This window comes from Janthinobacterium sp. SUN120 (genome assembly GCF_030397735.1).
Taxonomy (GTDB): Bacteria; Pseudomonadota; Gammaproteobacteria; order Burkholderiales; family Burkholderiaceae_D; genus Janthinobacterium; species Janthinobacterium kumbetense.
This window is the reverse complement of record NZ_JAPUBW010000002.1, coordinates 333,417-358,742: the sequence shown is the minus strand read 5'-3', so window position 1 is coordinate 358,742 and position 25,326 is coordinate 333,417. Positions and strand designations below refer to the sequence as shown.

The following is a 25,326-nucleotide window of genomic DNA, read 5'->3' as shown; positions in this document are numbered from 1 at the left end:
GCGGCAAATGAGCAGGCATGTATTTATTTGCTATGCTGCCAATTTTTCCGCGTACTTGCAATCATTTCAAGGAGGCCGCCATGCATTCTGTCTTTATCCCGCCTTGCCCGTGGAGTCGCGCGTGAATTCGGCGCGCGCGGAACTGGCCGCCATTGCGGCCGCGCTGTGCGATCCGCAGCGCTCCCTGGCCAGCCTGGTCGGTGAAACGGTGCAGCTGCGCCAGCTCGTCGAGCGCCATTCGCGCCTGGCCATGGACCGGCAGGACGGCTTGCGCGATGGCGAAAGTTTTCTGCCCAGCGGCTGGGCCATCTCGCCCGTGCAGGCGGGACTGTGCGCGCGCGAGCCGTACCGCAGCGCCGCCTTCATCCAGGGCCTGGCGCAGGCCGTGCGCGAGCGCCTGGACGTGAGCGGCGGGCAGCCCGTGCGGGTGCTGTATGCGGGTTGCGGCCCGTTCGCCCTGCTGGCCTTGCCGGTGATGGCCGTGCTGGATGCGCAGTTGGTGCAGTTTTCCATCCTCGACGTGCATGCCGAGACCCTGGCGTATGCGCGCGACCTGATCGCAGTTCTGGGCCTGGACAGCCACGTCGCCGAGTACCTTTGTGCCGACGCGGCCGTTTGCCGCATTCCTGCCGGCGCCATGCCGGACGTGATCGTCAGCGAAACCATGAATACGGCGCTGGGCAAGGAGCCGCAGGTGGCCATCCTGCGCAACCTGCATGCGCAAGCGCCCGCGGCGACGCTGCTGCCGGCGGCCGTCACCGTGCATCTGGGCCTGGACCGGCGCGCGCCGGATGCGCCGTGCACCGACTGGGGCCGCGTGTTTACCCTCGATGCGGGCGCCTTGCGCGCCTGGCAGGATGAAGGGGGCGACAGTTTGCCGGCCGCCAGCATCCGCCTGCCCGAGGTGCTGGAGCAGGCGCCGCGATTGCTGACGCGCATCCGCGTGCATGGCGACATCGTCCTGGGCGACCATGAGTGCAGCCTGAACCTGCCCCTGGCCTTGCCCGGCAAGCCCAGCCTGGCCGGCGGCAGCGTGCTCGACTTCCATTACCGCCTGGGCAGCCAGCCGGGACTGGCGTTTTGCCTGCGCAGAATGCCTGAATCCATGCCGGAATTGCCCAGGGCAGTGTCTCAGTAGTAGTACTACATTGGCAGACTATTTACTTCTGTAGGATAATATGGAACCGGTTCCATCTATGCGCAAATGCAATGTAGCGCAATCATCGAAGTCAATAAAATAACAAGTCTTGCGGGAGTCTCATGAACCATCCAGGCACTGAACCATCTGCAACATCCGTTTCATCCCGTCCTCGCATCAGCCGCCGCCACGCCCTGATCGGCCTGGCTGCCCTGCTGGCGCAGGCCGGTTTCTGGAGCAATCCCCTGTCCGCCGCCATGTCGGCGCCGGCCAGCGCTCCGGCCACCGGCCTGGCGCCCGCCACCATGCTGTTCTACACCTTGTCGCAGACGATCACGGGCCACCGCGACCTGTCCGCCGCGACGGCGGCGCGCATCGAGCAAGCCATGCGCACCAACGTGCCGGGCTTCGCCGACCGCTTGCCGCAGCTGGGTGCGCTGCTCGTCACGGGCCAGGAAGCCAAGGCCCTGCTGGCGGCCGCCAGCGCCGCCGATGCGGGTCTGCGCGAGCTGGCGCTGGCCATCGTTGCCGCCTGGTACACGGGCACCGTCGCCGGCCATCCCGCGCAGGGCACGAAGTCCATCGTCGTCGCGTATGCGGAAGCCTTGATGTACCGCACGGTGGCCGATGGCCAGGTCGTGCCGACTTACTGCAATTACGGCCCCCTGTGGTGGTTGAAGGCGCCGCCCGCCGTGGGCGTCTCCGCGCCCGTGGCGCCAAAACCCGTACCGGCCCCGGCCACCACCGGCACTCCCGAAACCAAAGGCAAGCAAGCAAAATGAAATCACCCCAATTCAAGAGTAATGGCGACGTCGTCGCCGATGTCGTCATCGTCGGGACCGGCGTCGTCGGCGCCATGATGGCCGACCAGTTGGCCGCACAGGGTCACTCCGTGATCATGCTGGAAGCGGGCTTGCGCATCGAGCGGGGCCAAGCCGTGGAAAACTGGCGCAACATGCCGTTCGAGAATCGCGTCGGTTCCGACTTCCAGGGCCTGTATCCGCAGGCGGACAACGCGCCCGCGCCGCTGTATTTCCCAAAAAACAACTATGTGGAATTGTCCGGCCCCAGCGGCAGCAGTTTCCAGCAGGGCTATCTGCGCACGGTGGGCGGCACGACCTGGCACTGGGCCGCATCGTGCTGGCGCCATTTGCCTTCCGACATGCGCATGAAAAGCGATTACGGGGTAGGGCGCGACTGGGCCATCTCCTACGATGAGCTGGAACCGTACTATTGCCGCGCCGAGCAGGAAATGGGCGTGGCCGGCCCCAACGATCCCGCGCTGCAGTCGCCCAGCGAGCGCAGCGCGCCGTATCCGATGGACATGGTGCCCTGGGGCTATGGCGACAAGCGCTTCGCCGAAGTGGTCAACCCGCACGGCTACCGTTCCGTGCCGATTCCGCAAGGCCGCTCGACGCGCCCGTGGCAGGGACGCCCGACTTGCTGCGGCAATAACAATTGCCAGCCGATCTGCCCCATCGGCGCCATGTATAACGGCATCCACCACGTGGAGCGGGCCGAGCTGAAGGGCGCTGGTGTGCTGGCCGAGGCCGTCGTCTACCGCATCGACACGGACCACAACAACCGCGTGACGGCCGTGCACTGGTATGACGCGAAAAAACAGTCGCACATGGCGACGGGCAAGGCCTTCGTGATTGCCTGCAATGGCATCGAAACACCGCGTTTGCTGCTGCTGGCGGCGAACCAGAACAATCCGAACGGCATCGCCAACAGTTCCGACCAGGTGGGCCGCAACATGATGGACCACTCGGGTTTCCACTGTACCTTCCTCGCCAATGAACCGATCTGGACGGGCCGCGGCCCCGCGCAGAGCAGCTGCCTGGTGGGTCCGCGCGACGGCGCCTTCCGCGCGCAGTATTCGGCTAACAAGATGATCTTGAACAATATCACCCGCGTTGGACCTGCTACCCAGCAATCCTTGAAGCTGGGCCTGGTGGGCAAGGACCTCGACGATGAAATCCGCCGCCGCGCCGCGTTCGGCGTAGACCTGTCGATTAGCCTGGAGCCGCTGCCGGAAGCGCACAACCGTTTGACCTTGAGCAAGACGCGCAAGGACCCGCTGGGCCTGGCCTGCCCGGACATCTACTATGACGTGGGCGACTATGTGCGCGATGGCGCGAAGGCCGCGCATGCGCAGTTGGAGCACATCGGCAAGCTGTTCGGCGCCGTGGAATTCCATATCACCGACAGCCTGAACGCGAATAACCACATCATGGGCGGCGTCATCATGGGTTCCAATCGCGCCGATTCCGTGGTCGACGGCAATTGCCGCGCCCACGATCACGCCAACCTGTGGCTGCCGGGCGGCGGCGCCATGCCGTCGGCCAGCGTCGTCAACACCACCCTCAGCATGGCCGCGCTCGGTTTGCGCGCGGCCGACGACATCGCCCGCACCCTGGCAAGGGAGGCAGCATGATGCGCCGCCTGTCCTTCGCTCTCGGCCTGGCCTTGCTGGCCGGCGGCGTCATCGCTGCCGTGCCTGCCTCGGCGCCGCCCGTCACGCTGACGCCGGACCGCCCGGCCGCGCCGGTGGCCGCCAAGCCCGATGCGCGCCTCGAGCGGGGCCGCTACCTGGCCATCGCGGCCGACTGCATGGCTTGCCATACGGCAGCGGGCGGCAAGCCGTACGCGGGCGGCTACGCCATCGATTCGCCCCTGGGCACGATCTACGCGACGAATATCACGCCGTCGAAACAAGGCGGCATCGGCCACTACACGGAAGCCGACTTTGCGCGCGCGCTGCGCGAAGGCGTGCGCGCCGATGGCAGCCATCTGTATCCGGCCATGCCCTACACCAGCTATGCGCAGTTGACGGATGCGGACGTGGGCGACCTGTATTACTACTTCATGCAGGCTGTTCAACCCGTCGACGCTCCGGCGCGCCAGACGGCCTTGCCATTCCCGTTCAATGTGCGCCTGTCCATGCTGGGCTGGAATACCTTGTTCCTGGACAATAAACGTTTCGTGCCGGACCCCACGAAGAGCGCGCAGATCAATCGCGGCGCCTACCTGGCCGAAGGCTTGGCGCACTGCAGCGCCTGCCATACGCCGCGCAACGCGCTGATGGCGGAAATCGGCAGCCAGACCCTGGCGGGCGCGTCGCTCGGTTCCTGGCATGCGCCGAACATCACGTCCGACAAGGTCAGCGGCATCGGCGCGTGGACGGATGCGGAACTCACGGCTTACCTGAAGACGGGCCACGTGGAAGGCAAGGGGCAGGCGGCGGGCGGCATGGCCGAAGCCATCCAGAACAGCCTGCAGTTTTTGCGCGACGACGACGTGGCCGCCATCGTGGCCTGGCTGCGCACGGTGCCGCCCGTGCGCGCGCCGGGGCAGACGCAAGCTGCCTTCAGCCATGGCAGCGCCGCCAGCGAAGAGCCGCTGCTGCGCGGCATGGCCAGTTCCACGGAGCGCCATTCGCTCAACAGCGGCGCGATCCTGTTTTCCGGCTATTGCGCCAGCTGCCATTCGGCCAGCGGCGCCGGCAGCACGGGCCAGGCCTATCCCGCCCTGTTCAACAACACGGCGACGGGCGGCAGCACGCCGGCCAACCTGGTCTCGGCCATCCTGTTCGGCGTCGAGCGCAAGATCGAAGGGGAAGAGCACGAAGCGTTCATGCCCCGTTTCGACCAGCGTTCGTATGTGCAACCCTTGACGGACGAGCAGATCGCCTCGATCGCCAATTACGTGCTGAAGCAGTATGGCAACCCGGATGTGTCCGTTACGCCCGCGTATGTGGCGCAGGCGCGCAGCGGCGGCGAGAAACCCGTGCTGGCTCGGGTACAACCGTTCATGCTGCCGGGCGGCATCGTGGGAATCTTGCTGTTGATCGCGCTGTTTGTATTGCTGCGCCGGCGCCGCCAGCGCAAGGAATAAGTGTCGAAACGGCGGCGAATATGAACGTTGGGCGCAACTTGCAGTAAAATGCAGGCTGAAAAATGGTTACGAGCAATCGTAGCCATTTTTTATTCTGGCCCGATCCCGGCAATTGTTTTCGTCTTATTTGAAAATTGACAATGTCCCATTCCCTGCATCACCAATTTTTGCGTTTCGCCGCCGTCGGCGCTTCCGGCACGGCCGTGCAATACAGCGTGCTGTGGGGCGGCGTGGAATGGGCCGGCATCAATGCCGCCGCCGCGTCCGGCATCGGCTACATCCTCGGTTCCATCGTCAACTACCTCCTCAATTACTTTTTCACGTTCAAGAGCGACAAGGGCCATGGCGAGGCGGCCAGCAAGTATTTCACCCTGCTGGGCATCGGCTGGTGCATCAATACGGGCCTGATGTGGCTGCTGGTACACCAGCTGGGCTGGTATTACTGGCTGGCGCAGGTGCTGGCGACGGGAATCGGGCTGGTCTGGAATTTCGCGGGCAGCCGCTGGTGGGCCTTCAAGCCGGCCGGCGCAGCGGGAAAGTAGTCATTTCGTCATAAAAAGAGGCGCACTGGCCACACGCAGGCGCCCGGTTTTACCAAAACAAGGGGTTAATCATGCAGTTCCTGGAACGCTATTTCAAACTGAAGGACAACGGAACCAATGTGCGCACGGAGCTGCTGGCCGGCCTGACCACGTTCCTGACGATGGCCTACATCATCTTCGTCAACCCGTCCATCCTCGGCGACGCGGGCATGCCGAAAGACTCCGTTTTTGTTGCCACCTGCCTGGCGGCCGCCATCGGCACCCTGATCATGGGTCTGTACGCGAACTACCCGATCGCGCTGGCGCCGGGCATGGGCTTGAATGCGTATTTCTCGTACACGGTGGTCAAGGGCATGGGCATGAGCTGGGAAGTGGCGCTGGGTGCCGTCTTCATTTCCGGCTGCCTGTTCATCCTGGTCAGCCTGTTCAAGGTGCGCGAGATGATCATCAACAGCATCCCGCCCGCGCTGCGCACGGCCATCACCGTCGGTATCGGCCTGTTCCTGGCGATCATTTCCCTGAAAAGCGCCGGCGTGGTGGTGTCGAACCCGGCCACCATCATCGCCCTGGGCGACTTGCACCAGGCGGCGCCCATCCTGGCCATCCTCGGCTTCTTCATCATCGTCGCGCTGGACCGCCTGAAAGTGCCGGGCGCCATCCTGATCGGCATCCTCACCATCACCGTTGCCAGCTTCTTCTTTGGCGGCAACCAGTTCAACGGCATCGTTTCGACGCCGCCCGCTATCGAGCCGACCTTGTTCAAGCTCGACATCATGGGCGCGTTGTCGATCGGCATCGTCAACGTGGTGCTGGTATTTTTCCTGGTGGAATTATTCGATGCGACGGGCACCCTGATGGGCGTGGCCAACCGTGCCGGCTTGTTAAAAGACGGCAAGATGGAACGCATGAACAAGGCCTTGCTGGCCGACAGCACGGCGATCGCGGCAGGCGCCTGCCTGGGTACGTCGAGCACCACGGCCTTCGTGGAAAGTGCTGCCGGCGTGCAAGCGGGCGGCCGCACGGGCTTGACGGCCGTGGCCGTTGCATTGCTGTTCCTGGGCAGCCTGTTCTTCGCCCCGCTGGCGCACACGGTGCCGCCGTATGCGACGGCGCCGGCGCTGCTGTACGTGGCGTGCCTGATGCTGCGCGAACTGACTTTCATCGACTGGGATGACAGCACGGAAAGCATTCCTGCCGCCATCACGGCCTTGATGATGCCCTTTACGTATTCCGTGGCCAGCGGCGTTGCGTTCGGCTTCATCACCTATGCGGTATTGAAACTGTTGACGGGCAAGGGCAAGCAAGTGTCCGTGGTGGCTTACATCATCGCCGCCATCTTCCTGTTCAAGTTTATCTACCTGGGCGAATAGCGGGGAGGGCAGGGCCGGAGCCGCGCGTCCGGTACTGCTATCGAAAAAGCGGCAATCGCAAAAAGGCCGCCCATGCATCTGCAGGGGCGGCCTTTTTTGATGACGGGGCCTACATCAGCAGCGCGGCCACCAGGTCTTTCCTGTCGTCGCTGGCGCTGCCGTCGAAGCGCAAGGCCGCTTCCACGTGCGACAGGTGCTCGACCATCAGGCGCGCCGCCAGGTCCGCGTCGCCGTTGCGCGCCGCCTCGAGAAAGCGGCCGTGTTCGTCGTACGAGCAGGCGGCGGCGTGGCCGGACTGGTACAGCATGGTGATGAGCGAGCTGCGGCCCACCAGTTCGCGCACGATGTCGCGCAGGACGGCGTTGCCGGCGATATCGGCCAGCAAGACGTGGAAGTCGCCCAGCAGTTGCGAACGCAGCGGCGTCGCTTGCGCCAGCGCCAGGCGTTCCGCCTTCAGGTGGCGCTCCAGCATCCGGTAATCGGCAGGCTTGGCCCGCGCGACGAATTCGCGCGCCAGGGCCGCTTCGATGACGCGCCGCGCGGCAAAGATGTCGCGCGCCTCCGCCTCGGTCGGCTGGCTGACGAAGGCGCCCTTGTCGGGCACCATGCGGATCAGTTTATCTTTTGAAAGAATGAGCAGGGCGGCGCGGATCTTGGTGCGGCTGACGCCATACAGCCGGCACAGCGCTTCTTCACGCAGCCGGGTGCCGGGCGGCAATTGGCGCGCCACGATGGCGGCCGCCATATGCTCGGCAATTTCCGCCGAGCTGTCGCCGCTGCCGGGTTTGTCCACCAGGGTTGCGCTTGATTCTGTCATGTCGGGTGAGAGCAGTAAGCCAGGGGCAAGGTGAGCTTGCAAGCGCATGTCCGCGCGGCGGCGTGGTTGACGCCCCGTTGCCGGCATGCCGTTGTGCGCCTTCCATATCGGCAAGGCCTGGCTATTCTACTATCTTGCGTGGCACCGCGCAGACGGGCGCAGCCATCCGGCGAGGCTGGCTCGCCGGTAGCCTGTTTTGCTGCTCATGCAGCAACCATGTCGTAACGACTGGACATGGGAAATTTTGACGTATATAATTCGGCCTCCTTTCCCTGATAGCTCAGTTGGTAGAGCGACGGACTGTTAATCCGCAGGTCCCTGGTTCGAGTCCAGGTCGGGGAGCCAGAACATCAGTAGTATCGAAAAGCCCAGCCTTTACCGGTTGGGCTTTTTGCGTTTCGGGACTAGTTTTCCGGGCGCCGGGAGCGCCCTTGTGCGCCTGCTATTCCGAGGGTACGAGAGAAGTTCTATTGGGGCGCTAACTGGCCGTTGAACTCTGGACGATTCGAATTCATTCACGAAATTTGTGATGTTTTTTGTTGCACTCCAGAACTATCATGTATAGTTTGAAACTTGATTGTTAAACTAACTATTTCGAACATGGATGACAAGAAAGACTTTCTGGTTCTACGCTATTCCTTAGTCGAAGAGCCGCAGCACTCAATTACGGTGGAGCCATTGCCGAATGTAAAAGGACGAGCTGCTTTGGTAGCCCTGCAGGGAGATCGTGAATTTCAACTCAACGGCGTGCATTATGGTTTCTTGGGATTTGTTGAGGTCAAATCTAGTCCTAATACATCAATCGAACGCGAGCGATTTTTTATTGGAAAGGTCGCTAGACTTAAGCAAGCTCACGTTGGAAAAAAAATCCCTGGTGATATTGTGGAAACTCGTGAAGACGATTGGATTCCACTTCTCACGATCTTCGATGTAATTGGTCAGTATATTTTTGTTCGTAAAGACTACCGGTTTGGTACGCCAGAGCAAACCATGCGCGCATTGCAGGCTGGACTTCGCGAGCCTATTATGGCAAATTTCAACCATCGAGCGTTTGTTGAGGCATGTACGCGGAAGGAGAAATTTTGGGAGATCGTTGCTGAGCACAAACGTATATATAAGCTGGAGTTGAGACTAATTTCTCCTAACATCTTAGAAACAAATCTTCGGGCTCGCGATGCACTTGCTGCAATGAAAGATCTTTTCCAGCAGGATCAAGTAGTAATCACATTAAACAACGAATCTGGTGACCTTACAGTACCAAAAATGCCGGTAGCGGATTATTTGGAATACATTGAAGAAGGAGAAGGTGCATGGGCTCTTACGACCGAAGGGCGACAAGGCGGGAAAAAAACCTATTCGAGTTCGGATAATATTGATACCATAGCGGTAAACGTTCAGGAGGAGCGAACGGCTTTCGACGGAAATCAACTTGGTTTTTCTGAAGTGCCATCGACACGCGATAGCTATGTTAGTGATGCCGAAATGATCGCGGAAATAGTGCAGAAAGTCGGAAAATGAGTCGTGCGGGGTTTTGGAAGCTTTTGCTTGTTTTTTTTGTGGTTTATTCTTTAAGTCATGCTGCCATTTATTTCTCCGTTGATCGAATCAATGCTGCAATCGAAGGTGTCTTTATTGCGTTTAACTTCTTGATGCCGACGATGTTGGCCGCGTCCTGGGGAATATTTACATATGTCGACAATATGTCGAAAGAGCTAACGGACCTTAGGAACGATGTTGATCGTCCGAAATATGTGATTGCGCAGGAAGCGCTTGCGGCTTTAAAGTCAGAAGTGATCCTGAACGCGATGCTAGTGTTCATCTTGTTCATAGTCGACAAAATCGTCGCCTCTGTTACTGCTGCCCCGAAAATCATGGAAGCGTTTCCGAACCCATGGTTGCTCGGAACAATTACCTTGTCAACTCGACTTTCGTTCCTGGTTATTGCGGTGGTCGCCGCGTTTATTCAAATGCGAGGCTTCGTAACTGCCGTTGAATATCGAACAGTAATCGCGGTTAATCGAAAATAGTTATGTGATATAGGGAAATTAGCTGTTCAGTGCTCGGCAGTGTAAGTGCAAGAGCTACTTGATTCAGTTTTACACGCAATACAAAAGGGCCACGTGGCAACACGTGGCCCTTTTGTCATGCGCGCACGGTTTCCGTTCACGCTGGCCATGCCGTGTTAGCGGCGTGCGCGACGCCGGCCCGCTGGTGGCAGGGGGCGCGCAGTGTTTCCCGGATCAGGGATCGACAAACACGTCGAAACGCACCTTGAGCGGGCTGCCCCACGAGATTTCCACCCAGGCCCGGAAGCCGCCGTTGTATGGCGCAATGTTGTACACGGCCATGCGGGCGGCGCCAATGAAACGATCCTGGGCAGTGGCGCCGTATTCGCTGATGTTGAGGAAGACGCGCGAATTGGCTTTCACGTTGGCATTGGCGAAGTTGACCGAAGGATGCACGCCGTTGGCCGTCCACGTGTAGTAGGTGGTGAAGGCGGCGGGACTCAGGTTCAAGTCCTGCGCGGCCGCGCCTTTGGCGCTTTGGCCTTCCTGTTCCATCGGCAGCTCGGTTTCTTCCAGTGCCAGGTTGCTGCCGGTGCGATGTTCTACTTTCATTTCCATGATGTACTCCTGATCGATAGTTTGGACGCCGCGCCTGTCGTCGTGCGGCAAGACGCCCTATCTGTTGCCGTGACGGCCAGTGTCACGTCCTGGCTGATAAGGTAGCCGCCTGCTCCATGCTGTGGGAGTAAGCTATTCTAGGCAAACGCGCGGGCAAAAAGGGGGCGGCGCCACCGGAAAAACGGCGCTCGCTTGTGCTGGCGCAAACACCTTGCAGGCAAACGGCAAGATCTTTTCCCGCAGGCTATTTTTGCGGGGCGCCACGCATGCCGCGCAGGACAATGGCACAATAGGCCCAGCCGACCTGCCGATGCGGAAACCGTTGCGAGCCTAGCCCATGCCGATACTGAACCTGAGTGCCGAAACCGATATCTATTACGAATTGATCGAAGGCGACCCCGCCAAGCCCTGCCTGGTATTCCTGCATGAGGGACTCGGTTGCTGTGCGATGTGGAAAGATTTTCCCGCGCAGCTATGCCAGGCGACGGGGTGCCGCGGCTTGCTGTACGACCGCCACGGCTATGGGCAGTCGTCGCCGCTGGCGGCGCGCCGGCAGCTCCATTATTTGCACGACTATGCGCTGTGCGAGCTGCCGCAAGTGCTGGCGGCACTGCTGCCGGGACAGGATCATTTTCTCGTCGGCCATTCCGATGGCGGCAGCATCGCCCTGATCTATGCGGCGCAGCAACCACCCCGCTTGCGCGGCATCATCACCGAAGCGGCGCACGTGTTTGTCGAGGGCATCACGCTCGAGGGCATCCGCGTGGCGGACGCGGCGTTTGGCGCGGGCAAGCTGCGCGCGCTGGCGAAATACCATGGCGACAAGACGGAGACCATCTTCAAGGCCTGGTCGGATACTTGGCTCAGCTATGGTTTCCAGTTCTGGAACATCGAGTACCTGCTGCCTTCCGTCGAATGCCCGGCGCTGGTGGTGCAGGGCAGCGAGGACCAGTACGGCAGCGCGGCCCAGGTCGACACGATCGTGGCGCAGGCGCTCAACGCCGTGCCCGCCATGGTCGAGCAGTGCGGCCATACGCCGCACCAGGAGCAGCCGCAGGCATTGCTGGCGCTGATGGAAGGTTTTTTGCAAGGCCGCATGGACGCGGCCACGCATCCGAGACACACATGAGTTCCTCAATGGCAGGCGGGATCGCTGTCCCAGCGGCCCGAACAGATGCGCGAGCGGCACAGCATGCCTTCGATCAAGCCCAGCTGCTTGCAGCGCCGTAACAGTTCCGCCGTTTCCTGCTCCTGCTCCTGTTTCTGCCTGCGCAGCACCACGTCGCGCACGGGCGCCGCCGTGCCTTCTTGCCGGTGCGCATGGGCCACCATCGCCGTCAGCAAGGCGACGTCGCTGTCGCCGGGCGCGGCAGCGGGCCTCGCTCCCTGCGGCCGCGCGGCCGCCTGGCGCACGGGCGGCGGCGTCTTGCGCGGCGCGCTTGCTGTCGTGGCGGCCATCGCAGGCAAGGGCGGTGCCGCCGTATTGACGATGGTGGCCGCCTGCGCCGCCTGTGGCGGCACCGTTGGCGCCGGCACTGCGGGCGGCGCCATGGCCGTGACGGGCGCTGCCGGCCGGGGCCGGGGGCGCGGCAAGACCTCCGTGTCGTAGGCAAACACGGCCGTGATCAGTACCGCCAGGCACAGCGCGCCAACGGCCCCATGCCGCCAGCCGGGACGCCAGCGCAGGGCCGGCATGGCTGCGGGCGCGGCGACGCCGTGTTCGAGCTGCGACAGGATGCCCTTGCCTTCGATGCGCGCGCCAGCCGCGCCGGCCTTGCCCAGCAGGTCGGGACCGCGCGCCTGGCCATCCCCGGTTTTCAGTAAAGACAAAATATCACCTCCGCAGTGGATCAAATTCGACTGACCTTGATGTAAACCGCGCTCATGCGGGCCGCGGACGCCTACGATCTAGCGATACCGCCGAGCACGCTGCCCGGCCCCGGCTATTCCCCTTACGGAGCGCCCCATGTTCGTCGCCCTGGTCCTGATGTATTTCTTGCTGGCCTGTTTTGCCTGCTGGCTGCTGCTGTTTCCCGGCGGCCGCGCCATCGTGCTGCACACGCTCGTCAACCTGGGCTGGCGCATGCAGCGGCGCGCGCAGCACCTGAAGGGCGGCAGCGGCGCGCAGTGGCAGCGCGTGCAACGCTACACGGGCTCGGGCATGGCGCGCGCCTGGCAACTGCTGTGGCGGCACCGCTGGCTGAGCCTGGCGGGCAGCGTGCTGGTCATCGTGCCGCCGCTGCTGGCCTGGCTGTCCAGCGACCGCATCGCCCTGCGCGGCTATGCCGACCAGCAACACGTCATCAATGACCAGGTCAACGACTTGCTGAAAGGCGAGCAGCTGGTGCCGCCGCCGGCCTTGCCGCCGTTGCTGTTTTCCACGGCGGAAGTGACGCAGCTGCGCCCGCTGCTGGGCGGCGCCAGCCGCAACTGGCAATTGCTCGACCACGATTACGCGCAGCGTTTGCTGCTGGTCTTCAAGATCATGAAGGACGTGCATGGTTACGACATGGTCTTGCTGGAAGGCTATCGCAGTCCCGCGCGCCAGGATCAATTGGCGGCGGCCGGCCCGAACGTGACGAACGCGAGGGCGTTTCAAAGCTATCACCAGTATGGCCTGGCAGCCGATTGCGCATTCATGCATGAAGGAAAGCTCATCATTTCTGAAAAAAATGCCTGGGCCATGCGCGGCTACCGCTTATATGGCGTGACGGCCGAATCGGTGGGCCTGCGCTGGGGCGGGCGCTGGACCATGATGGATTTTGGCCACACGGAATTGCCGCAACCGCGCGTGCTGGGCAAGTAAGCCGCGCCAGCCATTCTAGCGCCGCGCGGCGGCCGGATTTTCACAGCTGCAAGCTTGCTTGCGCAGCGTCAAGGACACAGCGGCGCCTGCCGCGCGCTGGCGCCTGGTACTTGTCATATGTCAACAAAGGCGCGCCGCATTGCTGTCAGCATGGGCCGACTCCGCCTCGCTGCGCGGCGGCGTTCCTCCTGCTTTGCGACCTCACCCTGGGCTCATCATGCTGCGACGAATCTGGCATTTCCTCACCGACAGCCGCAATCTGACCATCCTTGGCTTCGTGGCGCTGGCCGTATTCCTGTACCTGGGCGCCGAAGTGCTGGAAGTGGCGCTGATCTGGGCGCTGGCCTTGCTGTTGCTGGCTTTTGTCATCTGGCTGGGCCTGTGGCTGTGGCGCCGGCGCCGCGCGCGGCGCGATGCGCAGGCGCTGGGCCAGGCCATCCTCAACGAGGCCGAGATCGCCGCCGCGCAGGCGGCCTCGGCGTCGACGGCCAGCAGCACGCAGCAGGGCGAACTGGGCGCCGTGCGCACGGGCATGCTGGCCGCCATCGAGACCATCAAGACATCCAAGCTGGGCATCAAGTCGGGCGCCGCCGCCCTGTATGAATTGCCGTGGTACATGATCATCGGCAATCCGGCCGCCGGCAAGAGCAGCGCCATCCTGCATTCGGGACTGCAATTTCCCTTCGCCGACGGCAAGATCGTGCAAGGCGTGGGCGGCACGCGCAACTGCGACTGGTTTTTCACCACGGACGGCATCGTGCTCGACACGGCGGGACGCTACTCCGTCGTCGACGAGCACCGCGGCGAGTGGTTCGGCTTTCTCGACCTGCTGAAAAAATACCGGCGCAAGGCGCCCATCAACGGCATCCTCATCGCCGTCAGCATCGCCGAACTGCGCGGCGACCCCGATGTCGGCATGCAACTGGCGCGCAGCCTGCGCAAGCGCGTGCAGGACGTCATCGAACGCCTGGAAGTGTTCGCGCCCCTGTACATCGTGTTTACCAAGGCGGACTTGATCGCCGGCTTCACGGAGTTTTTCGCGGATGCCGAACGCAGCGAGCGCGAACGCGTCTGGGGCGCCACCATGCCTTACCAGCGCAAGTTGCCGACGGCCGACCTGCTGGCGTTCTTCGACCAGGGTTTCGATGAATTGCACGATGGCTTGACGGAGCTGAGCCTGGCCAATATGGCGCACCGGCAACGTAAGACGATGGCGCCCGGCGTCTTCACCTTTCCGCTCGAATTCGCCGCCATCAAGCCGGCCCTGCGCGCCTTCATCGCCACCCTGTTCGAGGAAAACCCGTTCCAGTTCCAGCCCGTGTTCCGCGGCTTTTACTTTACCAGCGCGCTGCAGGAGGGCGAGCCCGTCAGTGCTTCCTCGCAGCAGGTGGCGCGCCGCTTCGACCTGGCTTTCGCGCCGGCCCCGGCCACGGTGCCATCGGGCGCGCGCCAGCATGGCTATTTCCTGCTGGAGCTGTTCCGCAAGGTCATTTTTGCCGACAAGCACCTGGTGGCCAACTATGCCAACCGCGCCAGGCTGCGCTTCAAATATGCCGTGTTCTTTGCCGCCACCGTGTCGCTGGGCGCTTGCCTGGGCGGCTGGAGCTGGTCCTACCTGGGCAACCGGCAACTGGTGGCCAACGTCGAGGCCGATCTGAACAAAGTGGTGAAGCTGCAGGAGCGGCGCCTGGACTTGCAGTCGCGCCTGGAAGCGCTGGAGATATTGCAGGACCGCATCGAGCAGCTGGAAGCGTACCGCACGCAACGGCCCTGGTCCTTGCGCCTGGGCCTGTACCAGGGGGATTTGCTCGAACGCAAGCTGCGCGAAGAGTACTTTTCCGGCGCGCGCCAGGTCATGCTCACCCCCGTGGCGGGCGCGCTGGAAGCCCTGCTGTTTGAAATGAACGCCAGCGCCGACCAGTTGCAGCCCACGGCGCGCACCCCGCAGACGCCGGCCGCCGCTTCCGTCACGCCTTCCGCCGCGGCGCGCAGCGTGCAGTACCAGGCGGCCAGCGCGACGAACGTGGAAGATGCCTACAATGCGCTGAAAACCTATCTGATGCTGGCCGATAAGTCGCATGCGGAAAGCAGCCACCTGAACGACCAGCTGACGCGCTTCTGGCGCGGCTGGCTGGAGGGGAATCGGGGCGCCATGCCGCGCGAACAGATGATACGCAGCGCCGAACGGCTGCTGACGTTTTACCTGGCGCAGGTCGGCGACCCGTCCTGGCCGCGCATCGAGCAGAAGCTGGCGCTGGTCGACCAGGCGCGCGAAAACCTGCGCCGCGTGGTGCGCGGCATGCCGGCGCGCGAGCGCGTGTATGCGGATGTCAAGGCGCGCGCCTCGACGCGCTTTCCCGGCATGACGGTGGCGCGCATCGTCGGCGAACAGGACCAGGCGCTGCTGGCGGGCAGCTACGCCGTCTCCGGCGCCTTTACGCGCCAGGCGTGGGAAAAGTTCGTCGAGGGCGCGTTTCGCGACGCCGCCAACCGCGAGCTGCAAAGCGCCGACTGGGTGCTGAAAAGCGCCACCACCGACGACCTGACCCTGGAAGGCAGTCCGGAGCAGATAGAGAAAAACCTGGTGGCCATGTACAAGGCCGACTACGCGCGCGAGTGGCAAAAATTCGTGCAGGGCGTCGCCGTCGCCGACCTGAAAGGCTTCGACGGCGCCGTGCAGGCGATGAACCGCCTGGGCGACCCGCAGTCGTCGCCGGTCGCCAGACTGCTGACGACGATTTACGAGGAAACCTCGTGGGACAACCCGGCGCTGCAGAATGCCCAGTTGCGCAAGGCCGAGCGGGGCCTCGTCGCCTGGTTCAAGGAAACCGTGCTGCGCCGCGCGCCGTCGCAGCTGACGTCCAATCCCGGTCTCAATGCGCAGCTCGACCCGGCCCGGCTGGACAAGCCCATGGGCCCCGTGGGCCGCGAATTTGCCGGCGTGGGCAAGCTGGTGGCGGCCAGGGACAACAATGCGTCCCTGATGCGCGCCTACCTGGAAGCGCTGTCGAAACTGCGCAGCCGCTTGAACCTGCTGAAGAACCAGGGCGATCCGGGGCCGGGCGCGCGCCAGTTCATGCAGCAGACCCTGGAAGGCAGCGGTTCCGAACTGGCCGACGCCCTGAAACTGGTCGACGAGCAGCTGCTCACGGGGATGAGCGACGCGCAAAAGCAGGCGATCCGTCCCATCCTCGTGCGCCCGCTGATGCAGACCTTTGCCGTCATCGTCGCGCCGGCCGAACTCGATATCAACAAGACCTGGGCGGCGCAAGTGTATGAACCGTTCCAGAAATCGCTGGCGAACAAATATCCGTTTGCGCCCACGGCGCGCATCGAGGCGAGCAACCTGGAGATCGGCCAGTTCTTCGGCCCGGAAGGCCTGGTGGCGAAATTCGTCACGACGTCCATGGGACCGCTGGTGGTGCGGCGCGGCGACGTGCTGGCGCCGCGCACCTGGGCCGACATGGGCATCAGCCTGTCGCCGCAGGTGGTGGCGCGCTTTCCCGGCTGGATCGCGCCGCTGGGCGCGGGCGGCGTGGCGGCCACGTCGACGGCGGCGCAAACCGTCTTCCAGATCCAGCCATCGCCCGCGCCTGGCACGCTGGAATACACGGTGGAGATCGACGGCCAGCAGCTACGCTACCGCAACACCCCGGCGCAGTGGACGAACATGGTGCATCCGGGCCCGCAGGGCGCGGCGGGGGGGCAGGGGGCGCGCATCACGGCCGTCACCTTCGACGGGCGCACGGTGGAACTGTTCAACGAGCCGGGACAGTTCGGCTTGAAGCGCATGATCGATGCGGCAGCCAAGAAGCGCAAGGATGGCGGCGTGTTCGAACTGCGCTGGGCGCGCGGCGAGGTGGCCGTGGCGGTGGACCTGAAAATCACCAGCAGCGCCGAGACGGCGGGCGCCGGCGCGGGCGGGACTGCGGCGCTGCAGGAGCAGGGCTTTCGCGGCATGCAGCTGCCCGAGACCATCGTCGGCGCGCCCGCTGTTCCTGCCGCGCCCGCGCCGGCGATGGCCGCCGTTGCCGCGGTTGTAGTTGCTGCAGTGGCAGCGGGAGTGGCGCCATGATGCGCGGGCAACAGCAGGTGCGTCTCGGCTATTTTGGCAAGATCCCCGCGCGCGGCGATTTCATCAAGGCTTGCGACAATCACGCGCTGGTGCAGCTGCTCGACGACTGGCTGGCGCAGGTGATGACTGCACTGACGGTGGAGCCGCGCTGGAAGCTCAATTACGACGCCTTGCCGCCGCTGCGCTTTGCCTTCGTCGGCACGCGCAGCCGGCGCGCCATCGCCGGGCGCCTGGAAGCGAGCAGCGACCAGTCGCTGCGGCGCTTTCCCTTCATGGCCATGGGCGCGCTGGAAGTCGATGACGCGGAAGCCTTTGTCGCCTGCAGCCCGCTGGTGCTGGCGCCCCTGTGGCAGCGGGTGGAGCAGCTGTCGCAAGGCATCGTGGCCAGCGCCGAACCGTTGCCGGCCCTGCTGGCGCTGGCCGGCAACGTGGTCGACATCGAACCGGCCGCGCCGTGCCATGCGGCGCGGCTGGCCGCCTTTTTGCAGGCGCAGACGCTGCATGACCTGCAATCGATGCTGGCTTCGCCCGCGTTTCCCGTGACGGTGCGCGAATTGCTGCTGGGCCTGGGCCTGCTGCTGCGGCCCGTGCGCCAGAGCGGCTTGCCGCGCCTGGAGAAAAGCCTGGTGCTGCCGCTGCCGCAGGACGCGCAGCTGCGTGAACTGGTGGCCAGCTTCTGGCTGCATCTGATCGCGCCCTTCCTGCGCCAGGCCGACTTCGAACTGGCGCTGTTCTTTTCCCACCTCGACGAGGCGCCCGTGCTGGTGATCGGCTTTTGCGGCGCCGACCCGCACGGCTTGCGCGCGCTGATCGATCCGCAGGCCGGCTGCGAACGGCTGATCGTGTTCGACCAGCTGGACTGGGTCGAGGAGCAGCTGGGACACGATGCGGCGCTGCGCCAGTTTTCCGCCTGCCTGCAGCAGGAGCAGCTGTCGCTGCGCTCGGCCTGCGTCATGTTTGCCGATACCTTTGCCTGAAGGATTGCGATGAAATCTCCCGTCATTTTCCTGCTGCCGCTGCTGCTTGCCGCCCCCCCTTGCCACGCTCAGGCGCAGGCGCCCCAGACGCCGATGCCGGGGCAGATCCTCGTCACGGGCACCCTGGCCGACGAGGCGGGCAAGGCGGCCGTGCTGGCCCGCCTGCGCGAACTGTATGGCGCCGAGCGCGTGGTCGACCAGATCGCCATCGGCAACGTGGCCGTGCCGGCCAACTGGAACGGCTACGTGCAAAAGTTGATCGCGCCGAACCTGAAGCTCATTTCACGAGGGCAGATTAGCATCGACGGCAACAACGTCAGCGTGCGCGGCGAAGTGGCGAACGAGGCGCAGCGCCAGCAGATCGCCAGCGACATCGCCACCAGCCTCAATCCCACCTATATCGTCAACAATGGCTTGCGGGTCAAGGCGGTCGAGGCCGAGCAAGGCTTGCTCGATGCGGCGCTGGACAAGCGCATCATCGAATTCGACAGCGGCAAGGCGTCCATCACGCCGGCCGGCCTGGCCATCCTCGACGAGATGGCGGCCGCCATGCTCAGGCTGCGGGGCCGCAAGGTGGAGGTGATCGGCCACACGGACGACACGGGCCTGCGCGCCAGCAATGTGGCCCTGAGCCAGGCGCGGGCCGAAGCCGTGCGCGCCTACCTGGCCAGCAAGGGCGTCGTCGCCGATACGGTGCTGGTGTCGGGCCAGGGGCCGGACCGCCCCGTGGCCAGCAACGCCACGGCCGATGGCCGGGCGAGGAACCGGCGCATCGAGTTCAGGATTGCGCAGTAGTCAGCTGCGCCTCACGGCAGCGTGATGGTCAGGTTGGCTGGCCGTGGCGCCAGCTTGACCAGGTCCGCATACGCGGCCAGGGTTGTTTGCGTGCCGCGCGTCAGATGTGTTTTCAGGCCCAGGTAGGCGCAGATGGCCAGCAGGGCGAAAAAGCTCGACAGCACCCACAGCGGCACGTCGCTGCCGCGTTTGTTGACCACCTGGTCGGGGCGTTCCGCGCGCGGCGCGAAGCCGCGGCTCTTGCCCTTGATGTGGGCGATTTCATCGCCCAGGCGCGCCGTCAGGTAGCTGAGTTTTTCGCCGCCGTCGATCGCATACTTGCCCTGGAATCCCAGCAACAGGCACATATGGAAGACCTGCAGCGCCTGCACGCGCATGGCGCCCTTGCCGCGCAGGGCGTCGAGGCGGTCGAAAAAATGTTCGCCGGCCAGCTGGTCACCGAAGATCAGCAGCTGCAGCGGGCGCCGCTCCCACTGCTTGCGCAGCGTGAAGGGCGAGGCCAGGATGATTTCATCGACGGCCGCGCAGAATGCATATTTGGCCGCCTCGATATCGTCGCCGTCGGCGCGGATCTTTTTCGCCTCGCGTTCGAAGTCGTCGAGGAAGGCCGTGATGCGGTCCATGAAGCCTTGCTCGTCGCCGGGCGCCGAACCGTGCTTCAGCATGAACAGCATGTAAAAGCCTTCATGCATCAGGTCCAGCAGGGCGCTGCCGGCATGGCGGGCGCCGGCAGGGGCGGGGCCGCGTGGTCCCAGCAGGGAAGGCGCCGCGCGCCGTTCGATGAGCTGGCTCATGCCGTCACCGCGATCAGTTCCAGCTGCAGGTCGCGTATGCCGGCCGGCACGTACACGGAAATCGACTGCGCCTTGAGCATCTGCTCGTACAGCGCGCCGCGGTTTTCAATCGCAAAATAATAGGTGTCGGGCCGCACGGGAATGGCCGCCGGCACTTGCGGCGCATGCGACAATTTCAGGCCGGGCATGGCCGTGAGCACGCATTTTTCCACGTCGTCGGGCGCGCCCACCTTCACGCGCAGCGGCACCACGTCCACCAGTTCGATGGCCGGCATGGCGGCGCGGATCGCCAGGTACAAGGTGGTGTGCTGGTCGATCTTGCCCGAATCGAGCTTGCCCAGGTAGTACGACGGCTGTTCTTCCAGCAGGGCGATGGAAAAATACTTCGACGAGATGACGGTGTCGAGCAGTTCGCGGATGATGCCGTCGATGGCGTCGAAGCAGGCGCCCGGCTGCGCGTGGTCGTAGGCGGGCAGGCTGGCCAGCGTGTAATGCTTGGAGTAGCTGAGCAGGCCGCCCGCCAGGCCCAGCAGCGCTTCGTACAGGCGCTCCGGATGCAGGGCCGGATGGCGCACGTAATGCATCAGCGCCGCGGCGGCCGTGCTGACCGTGTGCAGCAGCCAGAACGAGGACACGTCGCCGGAGCGGAACTCGATCACGTTGCGGCTCGGTTCCCGGTGGTGGCCGTGCAGCGCGCTCACTTTCGCCTGCAAGGCGTCGAGCAGGTGTTCCAGCACGCCCTGCAGGCGCGGCGCGCCGGCGATCGCCAGGCTGGGCGCCATGAACGAGGGCACGGGCTCGAAGCCGCCCGACACCGTGCGCCGCAGGGCGATCAGCGGCAGGCAGTCGTAGGAGCCGCGCGCCTCGCTGTCGGGAATCAGGCGCACGCTCTTCTTCAGGTAGGCCACGTCGGCCACGGCGGACTCCGTGAACAGGTCGGGCGTGGCGCGCAGCGCGTGCGCAAAGCGCGTGGCCGCCGGCGTGCCTGCCGTTGTCGCCTGCGCCGTGTAATTCATGCCTTCGCCGTTGAGGATGGGCAGCGCCGCGTAATACGTCACTTCCTGCACCGCCGGCGGCAGCGCTTCCAGGTCCACCGGTGGGGGCAGGGTATCGCTGCCGGGCGCGCCGTCGCCCAGCGCCTCGAACACTTCGCCGTCGCGGAAGATCGCCGACAGCGCTTGCAGGCGCAAGGTGCCCGTCTTCAGCGCCGCCAGGTCCCACTCCATGTGCGCCACGCCCCACAGGTAGGGATGCAGCGCGCTGGCCGTGTGATGCAGGCGCGCTTCGTGATATTGATCCTGGCGCTGGAAATGCTGCGGCCGCAGGAACAGGCCCTCTCCCCACAAGATTTTCGCTGCCATGCCCATTGCGTTTCTCCTTGAATGTGTGGCGTGCCGCTGCCGCCGCTGCTGCGTTAGCGGCAGCGCAGGGTGGACAGCGGCGCCATGCCGCCGTCCATGCCGGCCACGCTGAGCGCGCAGGCGTGCAGGCCGACGGTGATGCCGCCGCGTTCCGCATCGGCGGCGGCAAAGGTGGCGCGCCAGCGCTGCGCCGCAGGCGCGCGGAACAGGGCCACGACGCCGATGAAATACGCTTCCTTGCTGACTTTCTCCTGCACCTCGTAGCGCTGGCCCGGCACCAGCAGCACTTCCTTCACTTCCATCAGGTCGGCGCCCAGCGCCGTCTTTTCGCGCTGCGTGTCGAGGAAGCTGTCGTACGGCGCCTGCTCGAAGGCGGCGCTCTGGCGCAGCTTGTAGATGCGCGCCACCAGCGCCAGCGGCCGGCCGTCGGCATCCGTGTTGAGGCGCTGCGCCGCATGCAGGCGGATGCTGACATTGCGCGGCGGCTTTTGCGCGTCGGGCAGTTCGGGCGGCGGCTTGGCCGCGCCGGCCATCTGCAGCGCCGCGTTGGCCAGGGTGCCGATGGCGCCGCCCGCGCAGCCGACCAGCGGCAACGCCAGCAGAAGTAGCGCGGCGGTGCGGGCCAGGCGGCGGAGCGGGGCGTCAAATGGCATGGCTGCTCTTTGCAAAAAATGGTGCGTGGAAATGAAAGTGCTGCAGTCATTTAAACGCATGCAGGGGCGGCCTGCTTGCGTTGGCGCAAAATCGGTCAGCGATCAAGACAATTACTGCGCCAGATCAGGTTTCATGTCGCTGTTCGCGGCTGTGATGTGGAACTTCTTCTTTGCTGATTAATCTCAATCTGGCAAAAAAATTGGCGATCAATAATGGCCTCCACCAAGGCGCCGCCCGTCTTTCCCAGCGGTAGCGTCCTCCACGTGAAGGAATGCCCGATGAAGCCAGCCACCGTGTTGCCCCGTATTGCCTGCCTCGCCAGCGCCTTGCTGCTGGCCGCCTGCGCCTCGCCGGACCAGCCGGCGCCGAAGAAACCTGCCACGCCGACCCTGGCGCAAGTGATGAGCGACGCCGATGCGGCGGCGCGCGCCGGCCAGTACGAACGGGCCATGACCCTGCTCAAGGGCGGCGGCAGCAGCTACCCCGCCGACAAGGCGCCTTGGCTGCAAATGGCGCAGATGAAGTTCGACCGCGGCCAGTACGGCGACGCCATCGGCCATGCGCTCGAAGCGCTGGAGCGCGACCCGGACGACAAGGTCGCCAACAGCATCGTCGCCGTCAGCGGCTTGCGCCTGTCCGGCAAGGCGCTGGCCGACCTGTCGCGGCAAAACAATCTGAATGGCTCGCTGCGCTCGGAAGCGCAGGACCTGGCCAAGCTGCTGCGCGCGAGCATCGGCGAAGACGTGCTGGTGCCGCCGGCCAAGCGCCCGCCGGCGGGCGGCAAGCGCGCCGCCGGTTCCGGCACGCCGGCGGCGAAGGGCGCGGCGCAAGGCAGCGCGGCCGACCCGTTCAGCGGCCTGAAATAAGCCGGCATCCCCACCATCCCCTGAGTAAAGGAAGCGACATGCCCAAGTCCGACAGCGTGCAAAAACGCCTGAAGCAGATACGCGCGCCGCGCGTGCAAATGACCTACGACGTCGAAATCGGCGACGCGATTGAAAACAAGGAGCTGCCCTTCGTGGTCGGCGTGCTGGGCGACTTTGGCGGCAATCCGGACAGCGAAAAAAAACGCCTGAAGGACCGCAAGTTCGTCGCCCTCGACCGCGACAACTTCGACGAAGTGCTGGCCGGCGTGGAGCCGGTGGCCCGTTTCGCCGTGCCGAACCGCCTCGGCGAGGCGGGCGGCACGTTTGCCGTCGATCTGCACTTCCGCTCGATGGACGACTTCCGCCCGGAATCGGTGGTGCGCCAGGTCGATCCCTTGCGCAAGCTGCTCGAGGCGCGCACCAAGCTGGCCGACTTGCGCAACAAGCTGGCCGGCAACGACAAGCTGGAAGACTTGCTGACGGAAGTGCTGAACAACACGGACAGCCTGGCCACCCTGAAACCGCAGTTCCCAGCGCAGGAGGATTGAGATGAGCGCCCAGGCAGAAGCCCCAGAATCCCTCGCTGTATCCACCCCCGATGCGCCGGCCGCCACCGACTTGCTGGACCAGATCGTCGAGCAAAGCCGCGTCGCCAAGTCCGGCGCCGAACATGCGCGCGCGCGCGACCTGATCTCGGAACTGGTGGTGCAGGTGCTCGACGGCACGGTGCTGATGTCCAGCAGCCTGTCGGCCACGCTGGATGCGCGCGTGGCGGAAATCGACCGCCTGATCTCCGCCCAGCTCAGCGAAATCATGCACGCGGCGCCGTTCCAGCAGCTCGAACAAAGCTGGACGGGGCTGCGCTACCTGGTCGGCAATTCCGATACGGGCACGCGCCTGCAGATCCGCATGTTCAACGCCACCAAGCGCGAACTGGTGAAGGATTTCCAGGCCGCGCTGGAGTTCGACCAGAGCAGCATGTTCAAGAAGGTGTATGAAGAGGAATTCGGCACCTTCGGCGGCGCGCCGTTCGCCGCGCTGCTGGGCGACTTCGCCATCTCGCGCCAGCCGGAAGACATGTATTTCGTCGAACAGATGTCGCACATCGCCGCCGCCGCGCATGCGCCGTTCATCGCTTCGGCCGCGCCGGAACTGTTTGGCCTGGAAAGCTACGGCGACCTGGGCAAGCCGCGCGACCTGGCCAAGGTGTTCGACACCATCGAGTACGCGAAATGGAAAGCCTTCCGCGAATCCGAGGATGCGCGCTATGTGGGCCTGACCTTGCCCCGCTTCCTGGGCCGCCTGCCGTTCAATCCCGTCGACGGCACCACGGTGGAAGGTTTCAATTTTGTCGAGGAAGTCGACGGCAGCGACCACCACAAATACCTGTGGTGTAACGCCGCGTATGCGTTCGGCTGCAAGCTGACGCGCGCCTTTGCCGACTACGGCTGGTGCGCCGCCATCCGCGGCGTGGAGGGCGGCGGCCTGGTGGACGACCTGCCGACCCACACCTTCAAGACGGACGAGGGCGACGTGGCCCTGAAATGCCCGGCCGAAGTGGCGATCACCGACCGCCGCGAAAAGGAATTGAGCGACCTGGGTTTCATCTCGCTGGTGCACTGCAAGAACACGGCGTATGCGGCGTTCTTCGGCGCGCAGTCGGCGCAGAAAAGCCGCAAGTACAACAGCGACGCGGCCAACGCGAATGCGGTGCTGTCGTCGCAGCTGCAGTACATCTTTGCCGTCTCGCGCATCGCCCATTACATGAAGGCCATGATGCGCGACAAGATCGGCAGCTTTGCCGCCGCCTCCAACGTGGAAGACTTTTTGAACCGCTGGCTGATGCAGTACGTGCTGCTCGACGATAACGCCAGCCAGGAACAGAAGGCGCAGTTCCCCCTGCGCGAAGCGTCCGTGCAGGTGCATGAAGTGCCGGGTCGGCCCGGCGTGTACCGCGCCGTGTCCTTCCTGCGGCCGCACTTCCAGCTCGATGAATTATCCGTTTCGCTCCGACTGGTCGCGGAGTTGCCGAAGTCGACCAATTCCTGATCCACCTCTCTTTCAACCACAGGAGCACACCATGGCAATCGATGTATATCTGCAGATAGACGGCATCAAGGGCGAGTCCACCGATGACAAGCACAAGGACTGGATCGAGTGCAAATCGGTCAGCTGGAGCGTCGAGCAGCCGAAGTCCGCCACCGCGTCGACGGGCGGCGGCCACACGGCCGAACGCTGCGAGCACAAGGACATCGTCATTTCCAAGCTGGCCGACCTGGCCTCGCCGGTGCTGCTGCAGACCTGCTCGGCCGGCAAGACCATCCCCAAGGCGCGCTTCGAATTCATGCGCGCCGACGGCCAGGGCGAGCGCGTCAAGTACTTTGAAATCGAAATCGAGAATGTGCTGATCGGCGCCGTCACGCCGAACGTGGAGGAGGGCGACATCCTCGGTGAACACGTCGGCTTCAAGTTCTCGAAGGTGAAGTGGAAATACACGCAGCAAAAAGTGACGGGCGGCGCCGGCGGCAATACCTCGGGCGGCTGGGACCTGGCCGCGAACCGCGTGGCTTGATCCATCCTCGCGCGGCGCGCGGCGGCTACCTGCGCCCG

The 25,326-nt window shown here is 64.2% G+C and carries 24 protein-coding genes and 1 tRNA gene; 19 read left to right on the top strand and 6 right to left on the bottom strand.

What is annotated here, in order from left to right:
- The first annotated feature begins 121 nt into the window (after positions 1–121).
- From O0879_RS11355 to O0879_RS11330, 6 genes are all read left to right on the top strand, one after another.
- Positions 122–1,138, top strand: coding sequence for a hypothetical protein (locus O0879_RS11355; RefSeq protein WP_289916485.1), 1,017 nt, complete (start codon positions 122–124; stop codon positions 1,136–1,138).
- A gap of 122 nt (positions 1,139–1,260) precedes the next feature.
- Positions 1,261–1,920, top strand: a complete 660-nt coding sequence (locus O0879_RS11350) for a sugar dehydrogenase complex small subunit (RefSeq protein ID WP_289916482.1) — start codon at positions 1,261–1,263, stop codon at positions 1,918–1,920.
- Positions 1,917–3,575 carry a GMC family oxidoreductase gene (locus tag O0879_RS11345; RefSeq protein WP_099667110.1) on the top strand — a complete coding sequence of 553 codons (1,659 nt, stop codon included), beginning with the start codon at positions 1,917–1,919 and terminating at the stop codon, positions 3,573–3,575. The genes O0879_RS11350 and O0879_RS11345 overlap by 4 nt, the downstream gene beginning before the upstream one ends.
- Positions 3,572–5,035, top strand: a complete 1,464-nt coding sequence (locus O0879_RS11340) for a c-type cytochrome (protein ID WP_289916479.1) — start codon at positions 3,572–3,574, stop codon at positions 5,033–5,035. The genes O0879_RS11345 and O0879_RS11340 overlap by 4 nt, the downstream gene beginning before the upstream one ends.
- 140 nt (positions 5,036–5,175) lie before the next feature.
- Complete coding sequence (locus O0879_RS11335) at positions 5,176–5,577, top strand: GtrA family protein (RefSeq protein WP_289916478.1); 402 nt, start codon at positions 5,176–5,178, stop codon at positions 5,575–5,577.
- A gap of 71 nt (positions 5,578–5,648) precedes the next feature.
- A complete protein-coding gene (locus O0879_RS11330) occupies positions 5,649–6,947 on the top strand; it encodes an NCS2 family permease (RefSeq protein WP_092606241.1) in 1,299 nt (432 codons plus the stop codon).
- A gap of 109 nt (positions 6,948–7,056) precedes the next feature.
- Here the strand turns inward: O0879_RS11330 and O0879_RS11325 are convergent, their stop codons facing one another.
- Entirely contained in the window at positions 7,057–7,764 is a 708-nt protein-coding gene (locus O0879_RS11325; RefSeq protein ID WP_099667112.1) for a GntR family transcriptional regulator, read from the bottom strand.
- Positions 7,765–8,033: 269 nt separating this feature from the next.
- Here O0879_RS11325 and O0879_RS11320 point away from each other — a divergent pair.
- The 3 genes from O0879_RS11320 to O0879_RS11310 all read left to right on the top strand — a co-directional run bounded on the left by O0879_RS11320 (position 8,034) and on the right by O0879_RS11310 (position 9,791).
- Positions 8,034–8,109: transfer RNA gene (locus O0879_RS11320), tRNA-Asn, on the top strand.
- A gap of 255 nt (positions 8,110–8,364) precedes the next feature.
- On the top strand, positions 8,365–9,282 hold the full coding sequence (locus O0879_RS11315; RefSeq protein WP_289916476.1) for a hypothetical protein: 918 nt from the start codon (positions 8,365–8,367) through the stop codon (positions 9,280–9,282).
- Complete coding sequence (locus tag O0879_RS11310; RefSeq protein ID WP_289916475.1) at positions 9,279–9,791, top strand: hypothetical protein; 513 nt, start codon at positions 9,279–9,281, stop codon at positions 9,789–9,791. Before O0879_RS11315 ends, O0879_RS11310 begins: the two co-directional genes overlap by 4 nt.
- Positions 9,792–10,004: 213 nt before the next feature.
- Here the strand turns inward: O0879_RS11310 and O0879_RS11305 are convergent, their stop codons facing one another.
- On the bottom strand, positions 10,005–10,388 hold the full coding sequence (locus O0879_RS11305; protein WP_251351372.1) for a hypothetical protein: 384 nt from the start codon (positions 10,386–10,388) through the stop codon (positions 10,005–10,007).
- A 337-nt stretch (positions 10,389–10,725) separates the two neighbouring features.
- On the opposite strand from O0879_RS11305, the gene O0879_RS11300 reads away from it, so the two are divergent.
- The gene (locus O0879_RS11300) at positions 10,726–11,517 is read left to right on the top strand and encodes an alpha/beta hydrolase (RefSeq protein ID WP_099667114.1); all 792 of its coding nucleotides are present in this window, start codon (positions 10,726–10,728) and stop codon (positions 11,515–11,517) included.
- Between the two features lie 5 nt (positions 11,518–11,522).
- Here O0879_RS11300 and O0879_RS11295 read toward each other — a convergent pair whose 3' ends face one another.
- On the bottom strand, positions 11,523–12,218 hold the full coding sequence (locus O0879_RS11295; protein WP_289916473.1) for a hypothetical protein: 696 nt from the start codon (positions 12,216–12,218) through the stop codon (positions 11,523–11,525).
- A 136-nt stretch (positions 12,219–12,354) separates the two neighbouring features.
- Here O0879_RS11295 and O0879_RS11290 point away from each other — a divergent pair, with 136 nt between their 5' ends.
- The 4 genes from O0879_RS11290 to O0879_RS11275 all read left to right on the top strand — a co-directional run bounded on the left by O0879_RS11290 (position 12,355) and on the right by O0879_RS11275 (position 19,041).
- The gene (locus O0879_RS11290; protein ID WP_289916471.1) at positions 12,355–13,194 is read left to right on the top strand and encodes a M15 family metallopeptidase; all 840 of its coding nucleotides are present in this window, start codon (positions 12,355–12,357) and stop codon (positions 13,192–13,194) included.
- A 217-nt stretch (positions 13,195–13,411) separates the two neighbouring features.
- On the top strand, positions 13,412–17,269 hold the full coding sequence (gene tssM / locus O0879_RS11285; protein ID WP_289916470.1) for a type VI secretion system membrane subunit TssM: 3,858 nt from the start codon (positions 13,412–13,414) through the stop codon (positions 17,267–17,269).
- Positions 17,266–18,246: a type VI secretion system-associated protein TagF gene (gene tagF / locus O0879_RS11280; RefSeq protein WP_289916467.1), complete on the top strand. Its 981-nt coding sequence runs from the start codon at positions 17,266–17,268 to the stop codon at positions 18,244–18,246. Before tssM ends, tagF begins: the two co-directional genes overlap by 4 nt.
- Before the next feature lie 9 nt (positions 18,247–18,255).
- Entirely contained in the window at positions 18,256–19,041 is a 786-nt protein-coding gene (locus O0879_RS11275) for an OmpA family protein (protein ID WP_289916465.1), read from the top strand.
- Positions 19,042–19,052: 11 nt separating this feature from the next.
- Here the strand turns inward: O0879_RS11275 and icmH are convergent, their stop codons facing one another.
- Genes icmH through tssJ form a run of 3 tightly spaced genes read right to left on the bottom strand, consistent with a single transcriptional unit; the run spans position 19,053 to position 21,849 of the window.
- Positions 19,053–19,835 carry a type IVB secretion system protein IcmH/DotU gene (gene icmH, locus O0879_RS11270; RefSeq protein ID WP_289916463.1) on the bottom strand — a complete coding sequence of 261 codons (783 nt, stop codon included), beginning with the start codon at positions 19,833–19,835 and terminating at the stop codon, positions 19,053–19,055.
- A complete protein-coding gene (tssK, locus tag O0879_RS11265) occupies positions 19,832–21,202 on the bottom strand; it encodes a type VI secretion system baseplate subunit TssK (RefSeq protein ID WP_289916461.1) in 1,371 nt (456 codons plus the stop codon). Before tssK ends, icmH begins: the two co-directional genes overlap by 4 nt.
- A gap of 47 nt (positions 21,203–21,249) precedes the next feature.
- Complete coding sequence (tssJ, locus tag O0879_RS11260) at positions 21,250–21,849, bottom strand: type VI secretion system lipoprotein TssJ (RefSeq protein WP_289916460.1); 600 nt, start codon at positions 21,847–21,849, stop codon at positions 21,250–21,252.
- Positions 21,850–21,880: 31 nt separating this feature from the next.
- Here tssJ and O0879_RS11255 point away from each other — a divergent pair, with 31 nt between their 5' ends.
- The 5 genes from O0879_RS11255 to O0879_RS11235 all read left to right on the top strand — a co-directional run bounded on the left by O0879_RS11255 (position 21,881) and on the right by O0879_RS11235 (position 25,288).
- The gene (locus O0879_RS11255; protein ID WP_289916458.1) at positions 21,881–22,030 is read left to right on the top strand and encodes a hypothetical protein; all 150 of its coding nucleotides are present in this window, start codon (positions 21,881–21,883) and stop codon (positions 22,028–22,030) included.
- 98 nt (positions 22,031–22,128) lie between these two features.
- Positions 22,129–22,716 (top strand): tetratricopeptide repeat protein, encoded by a 588-nt coding sequence (locus O0879_RS11250; RefSeq protein WP_289916456.1) that lies wholly within the window; start codon positions 22,129–22,131, stop codon positions 22,714–22,716.
- Positions 22,717–22,754: 38 nt separating this feature from the next.
- Positions 22,755–23,264: a type VI secretion system contractile sheath small subunit gene (gene tssB / locus O0879_RS11245; protein WP_099667123.1), complete on the top strand. Its 510-nt coding sequence runs from the start codon at positions 22,755–22,757 to the stop codon at positions 23,262–23,264.
- A 1-nt stretch (position 23,265) separates the two neighbouring features.
- Entirely contained in the window at positions 23,266–24,765 is a 1,500-nt protein-coding gene (gene tssC / locus O0879_RS11240) for a type VI secretion system contractile sheath large subunit (protein WP_289916455.1), read from the top strand.
- A gap of 31 nt (positions 24,766–24,796) precedes the next feature.
- A complete protein-coding gene (locus O0879_RS11235) occupies positions 24,797–25,288 on the top strand; it encodes a type VI secretion system tube protein Hcp (protein ID WP_034750126.1) in 492 nt (163 codons plus the stop codon).
- Positions 25,289–25,326 lie beyond the last annotated feature (38 nt).